General features: G+C 45.8%; 14 protein-coding genes. 3 read left to right on the top strand and 11 right to left on the bottom strand.

What is annotated here, in order from left to right; genetic code table 11:
* Positions 1–31: 31 nt before the first annotated feature.
* Positions 32–331, top strand: coding sequence for a DUF4298 domain-containing protein (locus tag JMX18_RS11820; protein ID WP_201587915.1), 300 nt, complete (start codon positions 32–34; stop codon positions 329–331).
* Position 332: 1 nt separating this feature from the next.
* On the opposite strand, the gene JMX18_RS11815 is transcribed toward JMX18_RS11820, so the two are convergent.
* Positions 333–1,136 (bottom strand): sulfite exporter TauE/SafE family protein, encoded by an 804-nt coding sequence (locus JMX18_RS11815; RefSeq protein ID WP_201587914.1) that lies wholly within the window; start codon positions 1,134–1,136, stop codon positions 333–335.
* Between the two features lie 142 nt (positions 1,137–1,278).
* Between JMX18_RS11815 and JMX18_RS11810 the strand changes: the two genes are divergently transcribed.
* Both JMX18_RS11810 and JMX18_RS11805 read left to right on the top strand, forming a co-directional pair.
* Entirely contained in the window at positions 1,279–2,268 is a 990-nt protein-coding gene (locus tag JMX18_RS11810; protein WP_201587912.1) for a biotin--[acetyl-CoA-carboxylase] ligase, read from the top strand.
* Between the two features lie 10 nt (positions 2,269–2,278).
* Positions 2,279–3,016: a pantothenate kinase gene (locus tag JMX18_RS11805; protein ID WP_201587911.1), complete on the top strand. Its 738-nt coding sequence runs from the start codon at positions 2,279–2,281 to the stop codon at positions 3,014–3,016.
* 174 nt (positions 3,017–3,190) lie between these two features.
* On the opposite strand, the gene JMX18_RS11800 is transcribed toward JMX18_RS11805, so the two are convergent.
* From JMX18_RS11800 to JMX18_RS11755, 10 genes are all read right to left on the bottom strand, one after another.
* Positions 3,191–4,378 carry an isovaleryl-CoA dehydrogenase gene (locus JMX18_RS11800; protein WP_201587910.1) on the bottom strand — a complete coding sequence of 396 codons (1,188 nt, stop codon included), beginning with the start codon at positions 4,376–4,378 and terminating at the stop codon, positions 3,191–3,193.
* An 80-nt stretch (positions 4,379–4,458) separates the two neighbouring features.
* On the bottom strand, positions 4,459–5,379 hold the full coding sequence (locus JMX18_RS11795; protein WP_201587909.1) for a hydroxymethylglutaryl-CoA lyase: 921 nt from the start codon (positions 5,377–5,379) through the stop codon (positions 4,459–4,461).
* Positions 5,380–5,557: 178 nt separating this feature from the next.
* Positions 5,558–7,660 carry an acetyl/propionyl/methylcrotonyl-CoA carboxylase subunit alpha gene (locus tag JMX18_RS11790; protein WP_201587908.1) on the bottom strand — a complete coding sequence of 701 codons (2,103 nt, stop codon included), beginning with the start codon at positions 7,658–7,660 and terminating at the stop codon, positions 5,558–5,560.
* A gap of 35 nt (positions 7,661–7,695) precedes the next feature.
* Positions 7,696–8,490, bottom strand: a complete 795-nt coding sequence (locus JMX18_RS11785) for an enoyl-CoA hydratase/isomerase family protein (protein WP_201587907.1) — start codon at positions 8,488–8,490, stop codon at positions 7,696–7,698.
* Positions 8,491–8,649: 159 nt separating this feature from the next.
* Complete coding sequence (locus JMX18_RS11780; protein WP_201587906.1) at positions 8,650–10,263, bottom strand: carboxyl transferase domain-containing protein; 1,614 nt, start codon at positions 10,261–10,263, stop codon at positions 8,650–8,652.
* Between the two features lie 197 nt (positions 10,264–10,460).
* On the bottom strand, positions 10,461–12,230 hold the full coding sequence (locus JMX18_RS11775; RefSeq protein WP_201587904.1) for an AMP-binding protein: 1,770 nt from the start codon (positions 12,228–12,230) through the stop codon (positions 10,461–10,463).
* 340 nt (positions 12,231–12,570) lie between these two features.
* On the bottom strand, positions 12,571–13,797 hold the full coding sequence (locus JMX18_RS11770) for an FAD-dependent oxidoreductase (protein ID WP_201587902.1): 1,227 nt from the start codon (positions 13,795–13,797) through the stop codon (positions 12,571–12,573).
* A gap of 232 nt (positions 13,798–14,029) precedes the next feature.
* Positions 14,030–14,761 (bottom strand): amino acid ABC transporter ATP-binding protein, encoded by a 732-nt coding sequence (locus JMX18_RS11765; RefSeq protein WP_201588343.1) that lies wholly within the window; start codon positions 14,759–14,761, stop codon positions 14,030–14,032.
* Positions 14,762–14,895: 134 nt separating this feature from the next.
* Entirely contained in the window at positions 14,896–15,564 is a 669-nt protein-coding gene (locus JMX18_RS11760; protein WP_201587901.1) for an ABC transporter permease subunit, read from the bottom strand.
* Positions 15,561–16,307 (bottom strand): amino acid ABC transporter permease, encoded by a 747-nt coding sequence (locus JMX18_RS11755; protein ID WP_201587900.1) that lies wholly within the window; start codon positions 16,305–16,307, stop codon positions 15,561–15,563. Before JMX18_RS11755 ends, JMX18_RS11760 begins: the two co-directional genes overlap by 4 nt.
* Positions 16,308–16,375 lie beyond the last annotated feature (68 nt).

Genomic DNA, 16,375 nt, shown 5'->3' with positions numbered 1-16,375 from the left:
ATCTAAATAATTAAAAATTGCGAGCAACCCTATGAGCCAACATAACCCACAAGAACTACAAAAAAAATATGAAGAATGGTGCAAATTGTATCGCCAGCAATTGGAGGCGCAACAGCAGTTTGTGCAAGCTGAAGCGCTACTGCGTGAGCTTAAAGATTATTACTTTAGCCCACAATGGATGACAGATCGTGAGGCAGATCTACCGATTGAGCACTCAGGTGAAGCGTATTCCATCTTTAGTGAAGATGGGCTGTGGAACTCGCTCACAGATCGCAGCGAGCTGGCACGCAAATGGATACGTTTGGGGCTAGATGCTATTGATGAGGAGTGAACTAAATCACTCCAATCCCGCTTAAAAACAACTGGCCACCTGCAAATATCAGTAGCACACCAAAAGCACGTTTGAGCATCAGCGCGGGCAATTGATGCGCAAGCCTTGCGCCAACTTTTGCCATCATAAAGCTGGCAACCGAGATACATAAAAACCCTGTCACATGGACAAACCCTAGCGTGCCGGTAGGTAGGTTTTCTACATTTTGTCCAAACCAAGCAAACCCTGCTGCGCCAGCTAAAGCAATGGGCAAGCCGCAAGCCGCTGAAGTACCTACCGATTGCTTCATCGGCAGCCCTGCCCAGTTTAAAAACGGTACGGTTAAGCTGCCGCCGCCAATACCAAAGATCGATGACGCCATCCCAATGCCCGTCCCTGCCCCAAACTGTACGCCAGTTGACGGTAAAGGCTTACCGACTTGCTCTTTGTTAGAGAAAAACAGCATCTTGAGCGCCACCAATAGTGCACCGATACCGATGATAGCTTGCAAAGCTTTACCATCGATCATATCGGCCACCCCTGCACCAACCAAGCTACCGATAACGAGGCCAATAGACATCTTGCGCCACACTTCCCAGCGTACACCGCCGCGTTTATTATGTGCCGTTAATGAGCTGATAGAAGTTACCACGATAGTTGCTAAGGACGTGCCAATGGCCATATGTGTGACGACTTCAGGGGAAAAATCGTAGGCGGTAAAAATCCATACCAAAGCCGGGACGATAATCATGCCGCCACCAACGCCGAACAAACCTGCACTGACTCCAGCAAACGCACCAGCTATCACAAACCACACATAGAGCATTATCGAATCCTTTTTATTTTACTTAACTTTTATCAAGCTTGCTTTTATATCATAATGGCAGACGTCCTGCGACCAATCGAAACATTATAGCAAAGACTTCATCAAACGTTACTTAAGTCCTATTATTTAAAATGAGAAGCACATGTCTTCATTTACCAGTTTGTCTGGCCCATTATCCAGCTCTTTATTTAAGCTTAACCATCGACACGTTACCAGCAGCGTATCGACCAATAGTGAACTGCTAGAACAACTAAACACTGGCGAGCTTGACCGCAATCAACGCCATTTATTGACCGCTGATACCCAAACAGCGGGACGCGGCCAACGGCAGCGCTCATGGCAATCGCCACTTGGTAATGTTTATTTATCTCTTTATCATCCAATACAGATGCCAGTTAGCGGTTTATTATCGTTAATTATCGGGGTGGAACTGGCAAAAATGCCAATTATCGAAACTCTAAATAAGCAACTAAGCGCACAACAACTAGCACCAATCGGGGTCAAATGGGCCAATGATTTGGGTTTTTATCAAGTGCAAAAAATCTCTAACGACTTGGCTGAAGAAAATAAGATTATTCCCTTTAATAAGCTAGCGGGTATTTTAATTGAGCCGGTTTGGCAAGCAGGAAAACTGCTAGGGGTGGTTATGGGCGTCGGTCTTAACGTAAAAGCCACGCCAAAGCTTACCGCACAAACCTTGGAAGGAATGAGCTATCAAGCCATTAGTTTGCAAGATATTTATGAGCCCCTTAATTTAGACCAACAAGGTCTTGAACTGCCAAGTCTGGACAATCTCTATCAACAAGTCAGTCAGGCTTTGATAGCTGCTATGGATTGTTTTGAAAAAATAATGCTAGAAAAACAACACGCTCAAAGAACAACCGAACAAAACGATGCTACTGATAAATTTTTACACCAGTTTGACAGATTGGATGCGTTATCTGAGTTAACACTACAAGTGACCCAAAATCATGGTGAAAAAACACTTGTCGTTAAAGGAGAGGCTTGTGGTATTGATACAAACGGATGTTTGCAATTACGCCAAGATAACGGTAAGATTTCTGCACTTTTTACCGGCCGCATTGATGTGATTGATAAGGCTCAAACAACCTATACCACTAGCACTATTTAAAGGGATTTTTATGCTCTGGTTAGACCTTGGAAATACACGCCTTAAATACTGGCTTACTGACGATGTGGGACAAATAGTCGCCCACCATGCCAAGCAACATTTGCAAGCGCCAGCTGAACTGCTTATGGGTTTAACGGATCGTTTTGAGCGCTATGCTCCTGACTTTATCGGTATCTCATCGGTACTCGGTGAAGAGCTAAATCTAAAAGTAGCAGAAACCTTGGGACGCTTAAACATCCCTTTTGACTTCGTCCATGTGGATGCCGCACACCCTTTGATGCACAGTAATTATGATGCCAATCAGTTGGGCTGTGACCGCTGGTTACAGATGCTTGGCGCGGTCGATAAGAAGAAGCGCCAGTGTGTAGTCGGCTGCGGGACCGCGGTGACCATTGACTTGATTGACCATGCTCAGCATTTGGGCGGCTATATATTTCCTAGCATTTATTTGCAGCGCGAGTCGCTATTTTCAGGCACCAAGCAAATCACCATCTCGAACGGCGCTTTTGATAGCATTACTCAGGGCACAACGACACAGGATGCGGTACATCACGGAATCTTATTATCTATCGTTGGGGCGATAAATGAGATCACCCATCGCCATCCCAACTTTGAGCTGATTATGACAGGTGGCGATGCCGAAATCATCGCCCAACATGTCAACCGCCCAGTCAGATTGCGTGATGATTTGATGCTCAATGGTTTGGCGCGTTATTTTGATAATAGTCAAAACAAGCTGGTGGGTTAAAGGTTAAATAAAGTCAGAATGGTAGTATTGTAGGGTGTGGTTAGTTTTATTAAATTCTCGTAGAGAATGCCAATAAAACGTAACCCACCATTTTTAATATTAACTTACTTTAAATGGTGGGTTATGCTGCACTAACCACACCCTACACCATTTTTGTAAGTTTAAAACACAGACTTACTTAGTCTCATTAAACAACTCACGTCCAATCAGCATCCGGCGAATTTCACTGGTGCCTGCGCCAATTTCATACAATTTGGCGTCACGCCATAAACGTCCTAGCGGATACTCATTGGTATAGCCATTACCGCCAAAGATTTGAATACCTTCGCCTGCCATCCAAGTGGCTTTTTCAGCGCACCATAAAATGACACTGGCACAATCTTTACGTACTTGCCGGCTGTGACCTTCACCCCGTTGATCAAGCATATCGAGATTTTTGCCAACGGTATATAAGAAGCTACGCCCTGCTTGCAAAATGGTATACATATCAGCAACTTTACCTTGAATCAGCTGAAACTCACCAATAGCTTGCCCGAATTGTTTACGATCATGGATATAAGGCACAACGTTATCCATCACTGCTTGCATGATACCAGTAGGCCCAGCGGCCAATACCGCACGCTCATAATCAAGTCCACTCATGAGCACTTTGACGCCTTGGTTTAATCCGCCTAAGATATTTTCTTTTGGTACAGCAACGTTGTTAAAAGTCATCTCACCCGTATGGCTACCACGCATGCCGAGTTTATCGAGCTTTTGCGCCGTGCCAAAGCCTTCCATGCCCTTTTCAACGATGAAGGCAGTCATCCCTTTGGCGCCCAGCTCAGGATTGGTCTTGGCATAAACTACCATCACATCGGCATCAGGACCGTTGGTAATCCACATTTTACTGCCATTTAAAATATAATGACCGTCTTTTTCTTCGGCTTTAAGCTTCATACTAACGACATCAGAACCCGCGCCCGTTTCACTCATTGCCAAAGCGCCGATAAACTCACCGCTGATAAGTTTGGGTAAGAACTTTTGCTTTTGCTCATCATTCCCGTTACGTTTAATCTGATTAATACATAAGTTAGAGTGAGCACCATAGCTTAGCCCAACAGATGCCGAGGCGCGGCTAATCTCTTCAAGCGCCACCATGTGCGCGACATAGCCCATATCCGAGCCGCCGTATTCTTCGGGTACGGTAATGCCATGTAGGCCTAAATCGCCCATCTTTTCCCATAAGTCCATTGGGAATTCATCGCTACTGTCAATCTCGCCAGCACGCGGAGCAATCTCATTGGCCGCAAACTGCTGGATAACATCACGCAATGCATCGATATCTTCGCCAAGCTGAAAATCTAATCCGGGTAAATTCATAGCTATTCCTTGTGTTTAAATACTGTGTTTAAATTTTTGATATTTTTAGATGATATTCATATTTTTTTGATAAAAAAAGCTCAAGACTGGCGCTTATTAATGATGGCTCGCGCGACATTAGAGTCATTACGCCGTCCTAAAAATTCACTAATACGCTCACCAGCAACGACCAATTTATCCAAATCAATGCCAGTGCTAATACCCATGCCATGCAGCATATAGACCACGTCTTCGGTCGCGACGTTACCCGTTGCGCCTTTGGCATACGGACAACCACCGAGGCCAGCGACCGATGTGTCAAACTCGCTCACGCCTAGTTGCAATGCGGCTAAGGTATTGCTTAACGCCTGCCCATAAGTATCGTGAAAGTGACCTGTTATCGATTCTATAGCGATATGTTCTAGCGCCGCTTGTAGCGCACGTTGAACCTTAATGGGCGTACCCACGCCAATAGTGTCAGCAATGCCGATTTGCTCTGCGCCAATCTCGACCATGCGTTTGGTGACATAAGCCACTTGGCTGGGGTCAATCTCGCCTTCATAAGGACAGCCGACCGTGCAAGAGATAACGCCGCGCACTTTTATGCCAGCATCAAGAGCAGCAGCGGCAACGGGTGCAAAACGCTCAATGCTTTCATCAATGCTGCAATTGATATTTTTTTGACTAAAAGTTTCACTCGCTGAGCCAAATATTACAATCTCGTCAGGATTATGCACAATAGCATTATCAAAACCGCGCATATTAGGCACTAGCACCGAATAAATGACGTCATCACGCCGCGTATCTGCAAGCGCGGTCATCAGCTCACTGTTATCGCCCATTTGCGGCACCCATTTGGGCGAGACAAAACTGGTCGCCTCTAACTTTTTGATACCGGCGGCGATTAAGTCTTCAATCAAAGCTTGCTTGATTGCTGTCGGTACGGTCATGGACTCATTTTGCAAGCCATCACGCGGACTGACATCGACGATGGTGACGTGTTCTGGATACGAATGGCTCATAGTTACCGTCCTTTTTACTTTTGTAGAAATTATACAAAACTCTCTTTAGTTGCCGTAGACTAGGTTTTTAACACAGCTTTGAAACTTTATAAAATTAAAATGCTGGGTTAAAAACCCAGCCTACAATAGTTCATGCTAAGTTAGAATTGAAGTAATTTATACGAAGCTCTTTCTAACATTAAGCTTCACTAGCTTCTGTGTCAATACGCAGCAATTCATCGCCATCGGCGACCAAATCACCAGCGGCAAATAGTAGCTCAGCCACCACCCCATCGGCAGGCGCTGTAATGGTATGCTCAATTTTCATTGCTTCGATAACCGCCAGTGGGTCGCCTTGTTTGACGCTATCCCCGACGGCGACTTTAAAGGCAACCACTTGTCCGGGCATGGGCGACTTTAAGCTGCCAACCGCGGCGCTATCTTCACCCACATGCAGCATCAAATCGATGAGCTTAATCTCGTCACGACCCTTATCGGTGAATACATAAACGCTCTCTTTGTGCTCCCAGCTTTGCGCATTAATACGCGCGCCATCGAGCCATAACGTATGATTGTGCGCATCATCACTGCTATAGCTGATTTGACCTTCAAAGACCATGGCTGGGGTCTCGGTTTGCTCATTATCGCTTGCGTCTGGTCTAATCGTAAGAAAAAAACGGCTCAAGCCATCCGCTGCTTTTTTATCCGCAGCTGCTGCATTGTGCCATTCGCTAATATGCGCCACGTAAGGCTGCTCGTTATAAATCAAGCTAAAAGGTCGCGTATAATCGGTATAAGCGCGAAACCCTGAAGGCTGGTTAAAGGGGTCATATTTATAATGACTATTGGCATTAGACGCTATAGACTCACTCGCCAGCTGCTGTACAATCGCGGTAGTCACTAGCGTTGATAGCTCAAGCGGATGCTGATTAAAAAGGTTGTCTGCTTCACGCTCAATGAGGGCGGTATCAAGATTGGCCTGACTAAAAGCATCCGTATTGATAATATGACGTAGAAATGCGACGTTAGTAGGCAGCCCAACGATACGAGTTAATGCCAAACTTCTATCCATCTTCGCCAACGCTTGCTCGCGAGTGGGCGCATGGACGATGAGCTTGGCAATCATAGAGTCGTAAAACGGACTGATGGTATCACCTTCACGTATGCCATCATCGATACGCACGTCTTCAATGACAAAGGTGCTGTGCTTAGGTTTTTGATAAGTAAATAATGTCCCCGTCGCAGGCAAAAAGTCATTGTCAGGGTTTTCAGCACAAATACGCGCCTCAATCGCATGACCGTTTATCTTAAGCTCATCTTGAGATTTTGGTAATGACTTACCTGCCGCCACCAAAAGTTGCCACTCAACCAAGTCCAAGCCAGTAATGGCCTCGGTAACCGGATGCTCAACTTGCAGACGGGTGTTCATCTCCATAAAGTAGAAGCTCATTTTGCCTTCGCGCTGCTCAACGATGAACTCAACCGTGCCTGCATTAACGTAATTGACCGCACGCGCCGCTTCTATGGCCGCCGTGCCCATTGCCTCACGCATCGCCTCATCGACGCCGGGCGCTGGTGATTCTTCTAACACCTTTTGGTGGCGACGCTGCACCGAGCAATCACGCTCAAACAGATGCACATAATTGCCATGGCTATCACCGAAAACTTGAATTTCGATATGGCGCGGTTTTAGCGCGTATTTTTCGATGAGTACTTGGTCATTGCCAAAGCTAGTAATCGCTTCACGGCGGCAGGAATCTAGTAGATTGATAAAATCGTCGCTTTTTTCGACAATACGCATACCCTTACCACCGCCGCCGGCACTGGCTTTAATTAGTACTGGATAGCCGATATCGTCCGCTTGCGCTTTTAAAAACTCGCCATCTTGATTATCGCCATGATAACCGGGGATTAACGGTACGCCAGCGGCTTCCATCAAACGCTTGGATTCAGACTTACCACCCATCGCACGGATGGCATCTGCTGATGGGCCAATAAAAGCTAAACCAGCATCTTGACAGGCCTGCGCAAAATCGGCATTTTCACTTAAGAATCCGTAGCCGGGGTGAATCGCCTCAGCGCCGACATCGAGGGCAATCGCAATAATGGCATCACCTTTAAGGTAGCTGTCTTTGGGTGCAGAACCGCCCAAATAAACCGCTTCATCACAGACAGCGACATGCTTCGCTTCACGGTCAGCATCAGAATAAACGGCGACGGTACGAACACCCATACGCTTGGCAGTAGCGGCAACTCGGCAAGCAATCTCGCCACGGTTGGCAATTAGTATTTTAGAAAACATGACTATCCTTGTGTTGTATCTGGTATTTTTTATGACTAATTTGTTGTTAACCAATCAGGTTTACGCTTTTGTAAAAACGCTTGTACGCCCTCGCGGCCTTGCTCGGAGGCGCGAATATCAGCGATACCCTTCACGGTATCGGCAATCAGCTCATCGGTAATCGCTGCGCCTGCGACTTCATGTAGTAAATGTTTGCAGGTTTTGACCGCATTGGGGCTATTATTGACTATTTTGGCACATAATGCGGCAACCGTATCCTCAAGCACATCTTCACTCACGCGCTCATGAATAAAGCCTAGCTGACGGGCTTTTTTGGCATCGAACACCTCCGCGCTCAAAAAATAACGCTGCGCTGCGCGCGCACCTAATGCACGGATAACGTAAGGGCTGATAGTAGCTGGCGCCAACCCTAAACGCACCTCACTTAAGCAAAAATTAGCCAATTTCACGGCAATGGCGATATCACATACCGCGACCAAACCCATGCCACCAGCATAGACATCGCCTTGAATGGCAGCGATGGTAGGCTTGGGACATTCATATATGGTTTTGAGCATTTGCGCGAGTTTATCAGCATCGGCTAGATTTTCCTCATAGCTGAAATCCGCCATCGCGCGCATCCAATTTAAATCTGCGCCTGCGCAAAAAGCTTTGCCTGCAGCCGCTAACACGATAACCCGTACCTTATCATCTTTACCTAAATCGCTAAATACGCTGGTAAGCTCGCTGATGGTTTCATCATTAAAGGCGTTGCGTATTTCGGGACGGTTTAGGGTCACTGTCGCTACGTGCTGTTCGATATCGACTAGTAGGCTTTTATAATTATTCATATCCGGTTATCTCTATGCTGTCTTTGTGTTGGCGGTAACTTTTGCATGGTTTATCTTTTAAGGTCTTCATTATATTTTGGAAAAATTGTAGCGTGGGTTAGTTTTTCAAACTCTTGCAAAGAGTGCCGATAAAACGTAACCCGCCGTTTTGCTACCAACCTACATCCTAAACACCCCAAACGTGGTCTCTTCAATCGGCGCATTATGGGCGGCGCTAAGCCCTAGTGCTAACACATTGCGGGTGTCAGCAGGGTCGATGACGCCATCATCCCACAGCCGCGCGGTTGAGTAATAGGGATGACCTTGCTCCTCATACATTTCTAAAATTGGCGCTTTAAACTCGGCTTCGTCTTCCTCACTCCACGCCTCTCCTTTGCGGTCAAAGTTATCGCGCTTCACCGTTGCTAACACTGACGCGGCTTGCTCACCGCCCATTACCGAGATACGCGCGTTCGGCCACATCCATAAAAAGCGTGGGTCATAAGCGCGACCACACATGCCGTAGTTACCCGCACCGAACGAACCACCGACGATAACGGTAAATTTGGGCACTTTGGCGTTGGCAACCGCCATCACCATTTTGGCACCGTGACGCGCAATCCCTTCGTTCTCGTACTTGCGCCCGACCATAAAGCCAGTAATATTTTGCAAAAATACCAATGGGATTTTGCGCTTACAGCACAGCTCAATAAAATGGGTGCCTTTTTGTGCTGACTCACTAAAAAGAATCCCATTATTGGCGATAATACCGACCGGCATACCTTCGATATGGGCAAAACCGCAAACCAAGGTAGTGCCAAAACGCGCCTTGAATTCATCAAAAGCACTGTCATCGACAATACGAGTAATAATTTCTCTAATATCAAACGGTTGACGCTTATCGGTTGGAATTACGCCGTACAGCTCTTTGACATCATAGCGTGGTGGACGCGGCGTGATTTGATTGGGAATAAATTTAGGACGACGATTTAAATGAGAGACAATATCGCGGGCGATAGATAGCGCGTGGGTATCGTTGTCGGCCAAATAATCAACTACCCCTGACAAACGGGTATGGACATCACCGCCGCCTAAGTCTTCGGCCGTAACCTCTTCACCAGTCGCCGCTTTCACCAGTGGCGGCCCGCCCAAAAATATCGTCCCCTGCTCTTTGACAATGATGGATTCATCACTCATGGCGGGCACATAAGCACCGCCTGCCGTGCAGCTACCCATAACCACCGCGATTTGCGGAATACCTGCCGCACTTAAATTGGCTTGGTTAAAAAAGATACGTCCAAAGTCGTCTTTATCAGGGAATACTTCATCTTGATTGGGCAAATTAGCGCCGCCTGAATCGACCAAATAAACGCAAGGCAGGTGGTTTTGCTGGGCGATTTCTTGTGCGCGTAGATGCTTTTTGACCGTTATTGGGTAGTAAGTACCGCCCTTTACCGTCGCATCATTACAGACAATCATGCAGTCAACGCCGTTGATACGCCCAATACCCGCAATCATGCCAGCCGCTGGAATATCATCCTCGCCATACATATCGTGCGCCGCCATTGGAGCTACTTCTAAGAACGGCGTGCCGACATCAAGCAAACGCTCGACGCGCTCGCGCGGCAATAATTTGCCACGGGCTAGATGCCTAGCTCGCGCCCGCTCCGAACCCCCTTGGGCAACCTTATGCAAATGCTTATACAGATCATCGACGATTTGTTGCATAGCCGCACTATTTTGCTGAAAATCAGCGGAATTTGGACTGAGTTTACTTTTTATTATGGCGCTCATGATATCCCTTTTACTTCAATTTTATGACTATTTGAATAGGTTAGCGTAGACTATGACTTTAGCCCAGCTCTTAACTTTTTAAAATCAAAATGCTGGGCTAAAGCCACAGCCTACAACCACTTGTACTAAGTTGAGAGTCGCTTTTTTAATACTCTCTTAATACCGACTTAGTACCGACATTGAACATTCATTACCCATTATTCTAAGCCCAGCTCAGTTACCATCATTTCGACAATTTTATACTTTTGAATCTTGCCAGTAATAGTCATTGGATATTCTTCAACGAAACGATAGTAAGTCGGTATTTTATAGTGGGCAATATTATTGCGGCAGAACTCTTTAACCTCATCTTCAGTTAAGCAATCAGGCTCTTTGGGAATAATCCACGCTGCCAATACTTCACCGTACTTGTCATCAGGTATACCGACGATTTGTACATCACGAATTTTGGGGTGGCGATACAGATAGTTTTCAATCTCCACTGGATAGACATTTTCGCCGCCGCGAATGACCATATCTTTGCTACGACCGACCACTTTGACATAGCCGTTCTCGTCCATGGTTGCCAAGTCGCCAGTATGCATCCAATTATCCTGAATGGCTTCGCGGGTTTTAAAGCGATCGCCCCAATAACCTTTCATCACTGAATAACCACGGGTAAGGAGCTCGCCGGTCTCACCGATCGGTACAATCTCGCCGGTTTCGGTATCGACGATTTTGACTTCCAGCGCCGGCTGTACCAGTCCTACGGTAGAGACTTGCTTGTCAAGCGGTGTGTGCTTATTGGTCTGGCAAGACACCGGACTGGTCTCGGTCATGCCATAAGCAATAGTGACTTCCTGCATGTGCATCTTGTCAATGACGCGGCGCATGACTTCAATCGGGCAGCTGGAGCCTGCCATAATGCCGGTACGCAGGCTCGATAAGTCGTACTGGTCAAAGTCTGGATGGTCGAGCATCGCGATAAACATCGTCGGTACGCCGTGCAGACCGGTACATTTTTCCTCTTCGACCGCTTGCAAAACGCTAAGGGGCTCAAAACCATCGTTGGGATAAACGATACAACCGCCGTGGGTTAAGATAGCTAGATTACCCAGCACCATACCAAAGCAGTGGTAAAGCGGGACCGGAATGCACAAGATATCTTCCTCGGTGAGGTTCATCGCCTCCCCGATAAAGTAGCCGTTATTTAAAATATTGCGATGGGTTAAGGTCGCACCTTTGGGGGTACCGGTCGTACCGCTGGTAAATTGCACATTGATAGGGTCGGTGTTTTTGAGCTGTGCTTGACGTTCAGCAACCCTTGGATCATTGGTATCACCTTCGCTCATCCACTCAGAGAACTTTTGCATATAGTCAAAGGTTTCATCATTACCCGGCTCATCAATCCAAATAATACGCTCAATGGTCGGTATCTCAACCAAATCGAGCTGATTATAAGTTTTATGATAAATCTCCGGACAGAGCTCGCGCACCATTTGCGTATAGTCGCTGGTCTTAAAATGACGCATTAGAACCAGCGCTGAGCAGCCGAGCTTATTAAGAGAATATTGCAGCTCAAAGGTGCGGTAAGCGGGATTGATATTGACTAAGATAATACCGACTTTGGCGGTCGCCAATTGCATGAGCAACCACTCAGTGTTGTTATGCGACCAAATACCGATACGATCGCCAATCTCCAGCCCCATCTCAATGATAGCGCTGGCCAGCTGATTGACCTTTTGCTGTAGTTGTTTATAAGTCCAGCGAATACTCTGATGGCGAGAGATGAGTGCCATGCGCTCTGGATACTTATGCACAATAGCATCAAAGAAATCACCGATAGTCGCTTCAATAAGCGGCACGTCAGGCCCTTTGTCATAGCTTTGCGTGAGCGGCGCATTAGCAGATTTGGCGCCCATGTTGATAGTTGGTACTTCATCTAGAATATCATTATAAATGATATCGTAATCAATAGATTGAGTCATAACGAGTCCTTTCGTCTTTCGTCTTTCGTTTTACTTTTCGTTTTAATAGTCTTTTAGCCGTTATTCTTCCTTGAATAATAACTACTATACCGCCTCAAACGAAGCGCTGTCAATAATAGCGATACAATATGTATCATTTATAAGAGAATAATAAATCATAACATTAAGGAATACAGTATTAATAATATAAACTAGCATAAAAAAATCAGCCATACCTTTAATTATGGCTGATTTAACTCTTAAAAACTTAACTTTTCTATAACTCGCATTCAGTATTTACGAATAGGCTTCATCGATGTCCTAGTTGAATAAACCAAAGCCCCTCAATAAATCACCTTAATTAGGCGCTAGGGGTTGCAGGCGCTTTGATAGTCAGCGTTGCTTGCACTTTATTACTCTCATTAAGCAAATCCATAATGAGCTCATCTGCGCTTTCAGTTTTTACCTGCCAGTTGCCCTGTGCTTGCGGCACGCCAGTAACCATTACCGATATCGCTTTATTCTTGAGACGAATCATAGGCGGTTTGTGCTCATAACCCTCATGCTCGTGACCTAAGATATCATCAGCAATAGTTGCTGCTTGTGCTCGCAGTGGCGCTACATAACGACAAGCTACACCATCTATCGACATACAATCACCGATAGCATAAATATAAGCCGACTTTGAATGCTCAGACTGCGTACGTAAGGTTGCAGCGTCCACCACAATACCAGTACGGCGATCAAAATCAATACCAGCCGCTGTAGGTAACTTCGCATCGACCAATAATCCAGCACTGGCAATCACGTGATCAACGGTAATAGTTTCAGAGGGTTCATCACTTTCGTTATCTGAGTCTAATGGCGCATAGCTGACTTGCAATTTGTGGTCATCATCACGAGTAACGCCAGTCACCTGATAGCCCCCTAAAAACTGAATACCTTGAGACTCAATAGCTTTAGCGATACGGGCAGTGGCTTTTGCCGGTAGCATTTGTGATAACGGTGCTTCATTTAAATCAATCAAGGTAACTTTATGACCTGCTTTGAGTAAATCTTCTGCAATCTCAGTCCCCACCATACCTGCACCGACGATAGCAACACTTTGACTGCCCGCTGCCAGCTGTTCTTGCAGCTGTCCAAAGCGCTCAATATGATTAACATCCCAAACCAAATCTTGCGGTAAGCTTTTGGGGAAAATGGGATGCGCGCCCATCGCTAATACTAGCTTATCATAGCCGATAGTGGCGTAATTGGTATAAACTGGGTCTGAGCGTAGAGCGGAGATCAAATGTAATTGCTGGTTGGTTGCATCAATATCACTAACCTGCGTATTGGCAAGCAGCGTAATATTAGCCGCTTTTGCAGCATCAACTCCAGTCGCACGTACTAAATCCTCAGGACGTTTATTCTGACTAATCGCCATAGTTAGCATCGGCTTATGATAACGATCACCATCGTCGGCGGTCACTAAAGTGATAGGAATATCTTTGTCTTTACTACGAATGGCATCGATGACATGCCAGCCTGCGAGGCCTGCACCGATAATAACAACGCCTGCTTGCGCTGAGAGATTTTCTTCGCTCATATTAGCTCCAAGGTCAATCCGGTATTTTACTTTTAAGGAATTATCCAAGCTATTGTAGCAGTAAATAAGGAACACTTGTAAGCTGAAAACTCAAGCGCTTTTATAGTCGTTACAATAGGGTTTTATAAGAAGAAACTGAGCTAAAAATATACAGGCTAAGTGCCACAAAAAAGCGCCTAATAAAGACGCTTGATATCGATTGCTCATATTTCAAGTTACAAGCTGATTATAATTAATGATTCAAAATCTTCGATAAGAACAGCTGCGCGCGCTCACTTTTCGCCCCTTCAAAGAACTCCTCTTTACTACAATTCTCCACGATAAAACCTTCATCCATAAAGATAATACGGTTGGCAACTTGACTGGCAAAGCCCATCTCATGGGTTACGCACATCATTGTCATGCCGTCACGTGTGAGCTCCACCATGACATCGAGCACTTCTTGAATCATCTCAGGATCAAGCGCAGAAGTGGGCTCATCAAACAGCATCGCTACCGGATCCATTGCCAAAGCCCGAGCAATCGCTACCCGCTGCTGTTGACCACCAGATAACTCAGCCGGATACTTTGCCGCTTGCACTGTGAGTCCCACTCGGTCTAAATAAATCATCGCCTTGCGTTTAGCTTCATCTTCTTTACGGCCTAATACTTTGATTTGGGCGACGGTTAGATTATCAATAATGGTTAAATGCGGAAACAGCTCAAAATGCTGAAATACCATACCGACACTACTACGCAGTTTGGGCAAATTGGTTTTTGGGGCACCAACGGAGATACCATTGACGATAATCTGACCTTTTTGAAAAGGCTCTAGACCGTTAACGGTTTTGATTAAAGTCGATTTACCACTACCTGATGGGCCACAAACCACCACCACATCGCCTCTATGGACATGAGCAGTACAGTCGGTGAGCACCTGAAAGTCGCCATACCATTTGTTAACGCTATCTATCTCAATGACCATCTCATTACTGGCATGGCCATTGTCTGTGACCAGTCCGCCAAAGTCGTTTATATAAGTATCAGCTTTGCTCATTACTGGCTCCTAGCCGTTTTACTTGGTTAATTATTACGAAAAACGGTTGTTAAATAGTTATATTAAAATCTTAGCCGTTTTTGTACCTGCTGTACTCCAATTGAAGCGCTTACACTGATGATAAAGTAAACCGCACCAGCGCCTAATATATAAGGCGTCAACAATCCCATTAGCTCGCCACGCACATAAGCGGCGCGGAAGAAGTCGGTTAGACCGATAGCAAATACTAACGTGGTATCTTGGAATAAGATAATACACTGCTGCAAAATAAGTGGCAGCATTTTGCGAAAGGCTTGCGGCAAAATAACCAAACGCATGCTCTGTCCATAGGTCATCCCTAGAGCTTTGGCGGCATTGACCTGCCCGCTACCGATAGATTGAATACCGGCACGCACGACTTCTGAAAAATAAGCAGCCTCAAACATCATAAAGGCCACCACACAGGAGGCAAAAGCAGCATCAAGTTGCAGATACTTGCCGGCTACCCAAAAGTAGATCATCGGTACCGCAAAATAGAACCACAGCAGCACCAGCAGCAAAGGCACAGAACGAAAATAATTGACATATAGCTTAGCGGGAATCTCTAAAACCTTTATCCCAGATAGGCGCATCAACGCCAATATAGTTCCTAGACTGATACCACCAAGAATAGCTAAAAACAGTACCTTGAGGGTGGTCAGCATCCCGCCCATTAAACCTGGATAAGCCGTTACAAGTTCGGTCATATTCATTTTTGACCTCCTGCAATAAGGCCAGGTACTCGCAGTTTACGTTCAATCAGCCCCATAATAGTGATCAAGGATAAGTTAAATACTAAATAAATAACCGTGGCGTAAGTATATATCTCGATACTGTTTTGAGTATATTCGCTGATGGTTTTGGTTTGACTGATAAGCTCCATGACGCCTACTAAAGAGGCGACTGAAGCGTTCTTGAAACAGTTGGTCAGCTCGGAGCTCAGCGGCGGCAAAATAATACGAAAGGCTTGCGGCAGTAGTACTTCTTTATAAGCTTGCGGAATAGTAAAGCCCAGTGCGTAGGCGGCATTGACTTGACCTTTTGGCAAAGACTCAATACCGGTACGTACTTGTTCGATAATACGGGCGGCGGTAAACAAACCCAAACCGATACTCGCTGAGAGCATCGCTGAAGTATTGGGGGATAAGTCTTTATACCACCACTCTTGTAACGTCGGTGTCAACCAGCCCGGAGCGACATAAAACCAAAAAAACAGCTGCACTAACAAAGGAATATTACGAAAAAAAGTCACGTAAGCGGTGCCGATGCTGCGGGCTGTTTTGCTTGGCAAAGTGCGCATGATACCAAGAATAGTACCAATCACCATTGCGATTGCCCAAGCGATACTACCAATCAACAGTAGCCAGCCCAGACCGGTAATCATCCAATGAATATATAATTCATTGCCGATGCCCGTCTGCTCAAACAGCACATCCCAGTTCCAGCTATAGTTCATATTGTCTCTCCGAACTGCGATTGATAAACCCCTACCCTTTAGATTAAAACTTTGATTCATCTAATCTA

Origin of the sequence: Psychrobacter jeotgali (assembly GCF_904846315.1) — a bacterium.
In the GTDB taxonomy this organism is placed as follows: domain Bacteria; phylum Pseudomonadota; class Gammaproteobacteria; order Pseudomonadales; family Moraxellaceae; genus Psychrobacter; species Psychrobacter jeotgali.
The sequence above is the reverse complement of the archived record's forward strand: the minus strand, read 5'-3'. Positions and strand labels throughout refer to the sequence as shown.

Bases quoted from the DNA above. Each gene is read 5' to 3' on its own strand.
- JMX18_RS11820 (WP_201587915.1), top strand. From the start codon at position 32: ATGAGCCAACATAACCCACAAGAACTACAAAAAAAATATGAAGAATGG.
- JMX18_RS11815 (WP_201587914.1), bottom strand. From the start codon at position 1,136: ATGCTCTATGTGTGGTTTGTGATAGCTGGTGCGTTTGCTGGAGTCAGT.
- JMX18_RS11810 (WP_201587912.1), top strand. From the start codon at position 1,279: ATGTCTTCATTTACCAGTTTGTCTGGCCCATTATCCAGCTCTTTATTT.
- JMX18_RS11805 (WP_201587911.1), top strand. From the start codon at position 2,279: ATGCTCTGGTTAGACCTTGGAAATACACGCCTTAAATACTGGCTTACT.
- JMX18_RS11800 (WP_201587910.1), bottom strand. From the start codon at position 4,378: ATGAATTTACCCGGATTAGATTTTCAGCTTGGCGAAGATATCGATGCA.
- JMX18_RS11795 (WP_201587909.1), bottom strand. From the start codon at position 5,379: ATGAGCCATTCGTATCCAGAACACGTCACCATCGTCGATGTCAGTCCG.
- JMX18_RS11790 (WP_201587908.1), bottom strand. From the start codon at position 7,660: ATGTTTTCTAAAATACTAATTGCCAACCGTGGCGAGATTGCTTGCCGA.
- JMX18_RS11785 (WP_201587907.1), bottom strand. From the start codon at position 8,490: ATGAATAATTATAAAAGCCTACTAGTCGATATCGAACAGCACGTAGCG.
- JMX18_RS11780 (WP_201587906.1), bottom strand. From the start codon at position 10,263: ATGAGCGCCATAATAAAAAGTAAACTCAGTCCAAATTCCGCTGATTTT.
- JMX18_RS11775 (WP_201587904.1), bottom strand. From the start codon at position 12,230: ATGACTCAATCTATTGATTACGATATCATTTATAATGATATTCTAGAT.
- JMX18_RS11770 (WP_201587902.1), bottom strand. From the start codon at position 13,797: ATGAGCGAAGAAAATCTCTCAGCGCAAGCAGGCGTTGTTATTATCGGT.
- JMX18_RS11765 (WP_201588343.1), bottom strand. From the start codon at position 14,761: ATGGTCATTGAGATAGATAGCGTTAACAAATGGTATGGCGACTTTCAG.
- JMX18_RS11760 (WP_201587901.1), bottom strand. From the start codon at position 15,564: ATGAATATGACCGAACTTGTAACGGCTTATCCAGGTTTAATGGGCGGG.
- JMX18_RS11755 (WP_201587900.1), bottom strand. From the start codon at position 16,307: ATGAACTATAGCTGGAACTGGGATGTGCTGTTTGAGCAGACGGGCATC.